Consider the following 2,526-nt stretch of genomic DNA (forward strand, 5'->3'; position numbering starts at 1 on the left):
CTGTGTTGGTTTCCACGCGGAACTGAGCCGGTTTTTCCACCGAGAAGTGAGCCACCTCTGAGTATGGTTTTCTGATCAGGGTTTGGTCAAGGGATTGGCTTTTTCTCCTCTCTTCTGTGCTGCGGCAGCCGAGCTGGCTTTGAAGCGGAAGCTGTCGTTCCCGGTTTCCAGGATATGGCAACGATGGGTCAAACGATCGAGCAGAGCGGTCGTCATCTTGGCGTCCCCGAAGACGGTTGCCCATTCGCTGAAGCTGAGGTTGGTGGTGATCACCACGCTGGTCCGCTCGTAGAGCTTGCTCAGCAGGTGGAAGAGCAGTGCTCCGCCTGAGGCGCTGAACGGCAGGTATCCCAACTCGTCCAGGATGAGGAGATCGAGGCGGACCAAGGTCTCTGCGATCTGGCCTGCCTTACCTTTGGCCTTCTCCTGCTCCAACGCATTGACCAATTCGATGGTCGAGAAGAAGCGGACCTTTCGGCGGTGATGCTCGATGGCTTGGATTCCAAGAGCGGTCGCGACATGCGTTTTGCCAGTGCCAGGGCCACCGATAAGGACAACGTTCTGCGCCCCATCCATGAACTCGCATCGGTGCAGTTGGCGCACTGTTGCTTCGTTGATCTCGCTGGCTGCGAAGTCGAAGCCGGAGATGTCCTTATAGGCAGGGAAGCGGGCAGCCTTCATGTGATAGGCAATGGAGCGAACCTCGCGCTCGGCCATCTCGGCCTTCAGCAACTGGGACAGGATGGGCACGGCCGCATCAAAGGCAGGAGCCCCTTGCTCGATAAGGTCCGTGACGGCTTGGGCCATGCCATACATCTTCAGGCTCCGTAGCATGATGACGACGGCTGCGCTGGCGGGATCATGACGCATGGCGACCTCCTGCGATCCGGGCGCGTAGGCCATCATAGCGTTCGACATTGGCCTTGGGTTCACGCAGCAAGGTCAGCGCCTGTGGCGTATCGATGTCGGGACCGTCGATCGTCTTGCCGTCGATCAGCCTATGCAGAAGATTCAGCACATGCGTCTTGGTCGCTACTCCTGCATCCAGGGCGAGTTCCACAGCCCTGAGTACGACCTGTTCGTCGTGATGAAGGACAAGGGCAAGGATATCGGCCATTTCACGATCACCGCCGGGGCGGCGAAGCATCTGGTCCTGCAGTTGCCGAAAGGGCAACGGCAATTCCAGGAAGGGTGCACCATTGCGCAGGGCACCGGGTTTGCGCTGGATGACGGCAAGGTAATGTCGCCAGTCGTAAATCGTTCGCGGCGGCTTGTCGTGGCTCCGCTCAATGATCCGGACATGTTCGCATAGGATATTGCCCTCGGCTGCAACAACCAGTCGCTCGGGATAGATGCGCAGGCTGACAGGCCGGTTCGCAAAAGACGCAGGCACGCTGTAGCGGTTCCGCTCGAAGGTGATCAGACATGTCGGCGAGACGCGCTTGCTCTGCTCGACGAAGCCGTCAAACGCGGTGGGCAACGCCATCAATGCTGCCCGCTCATCAGCCCAGACATCTGCGATCGTGCCGGACAAGGTTCCATGCGCTGTGTCGCGCCACAGGTCCTGGCAATGCTGTTCCAGCCAGGCATTCAACGCCGCCAGATTTGGAAAGTCCGGCATCTGTTGCCACAAGCGTGGCCGGGCATCCTGGACGTTCTTCTCGACCTGACCCTTTTCCCAGCCGGCCGCTGGATTGCAGAACTCAGGCGCAAAGACGTAATGGTTCGTCATCGCAACAAAGCGAATATTGACCTGACGCTCCTTGCCGCGGCCCACGCGATCGACCGCCGTCTTCATGTTATCATAGATGCCGCGACCAGGTACGCCGCCGAAGACCCGGAAGCCATGCCAGTGAGCGTCAAAGAGCATCTCATGCGTTTGCAGCAGGTAGGCCCTGACCAGAAAAGCCCGACTGTGCGATAGCTTGATGTGCGCGACCTGAAGCTTCGTGCGCTCGCCGCCGATCACGGCATAGTCCTCACTCCAATCAAATTGGAATGCTTCGCCTGGGCGGAAAGACAGCGGAACGAATATGCCACGGCCCGTCGTCTGCTGCTCAGCCCGCCAATCACGGGCGAAGGCGGCGACCCGACCGTAGGAGCCGGTAAAGCCGAGAGCCATCAGATCGGCATGAAGCTGCTTCAGCGTTCGGCGCTGCTTGCGCGACCTCCCGGCCTCGGTCTTCAGCCAGGCCGCCAGTTTATCGGCGAAAGGATCAAGCTTGCTCGGTCGTTCCGGTACTGTAAACGTCGGCTCGATCGTACCCGCGTTCAAATACTTCGCGATCGTGTTGCGTGACAGTCCAGTACGCCGACTGATCTCGCGGATCGACTGCTTCTCGCGCAGCGCCATCCGACGGATGATGTTTAAAAGTCCCATGTGGATCACTCCGTTGCCCCTGTCGCTCACCGCGTTGAGGGGAAGGTTCACATGGCTCAATTCTCAATGGAAATTACGCGCCTAACCGGCTCAGTTCCGCGTGGAAACCAACAGGCTTGGGCTGTTCGTTGTGCTCTTTGATAAAG

At 59.0% G+C, this 2,526-nt stretch carries 2 protein-coding genes; both read right to left on the reverse strand.

Going from position 1 to position 2,526, the window contains the following annotated elements; genetic code table 11:
- Positions 1–75 precede the first annotated feature (75 nt).
- Positions 76–870, reverse strand: a complete 795-nt coding sequence (istB, locus tag ACRESH_RS24130) for an IS21-like element helper ATPase IstB (protein WP_037073815.1) — start codon at positions 868–870, stop codon at positions 76–78.
- Positions 860–2,380, reverse strand: a complete 1,521-nt coding sequence (gene istA / locus ACRESH_RS24135) for an IS21 family transposase (RefSeq protein WP_431744328.1) — start codon at positions 2,378–2,380, stop codon at positions 860–862. The genes istB and istA overlap by 11 nt, the downstream gene beginning before the upstream one ends.
- Positions 2,381–2,526 lie beyond the last annotated feature (146 nt).

It is taken from the genome of Pseudomonas sp. (assembly GCF_050739775.1).
GTDB lineage: Bacteria > Pseudomonadota > Gammaproteobacteria > Pseudomonadales > Pseudomonadaceae > Aquipseudomonas.

What these genes read in the sequence shown, in the direction of transcription:
- istB (WP_037073815.1), bottom strand. Translation starts at nt 870, where the DNA reads ATGCGTCATGATCCCGCCAGCGCAGCCGTCGTCATCATGCTACGGAGC.
- istA (WP_431744328.1), bottom strand. Translation starts at nt 2,380, where the DNA reads ATGGGACTTTTAAACATCATCCGTCGGATGGCGCTGCGCGAGAAGCAG.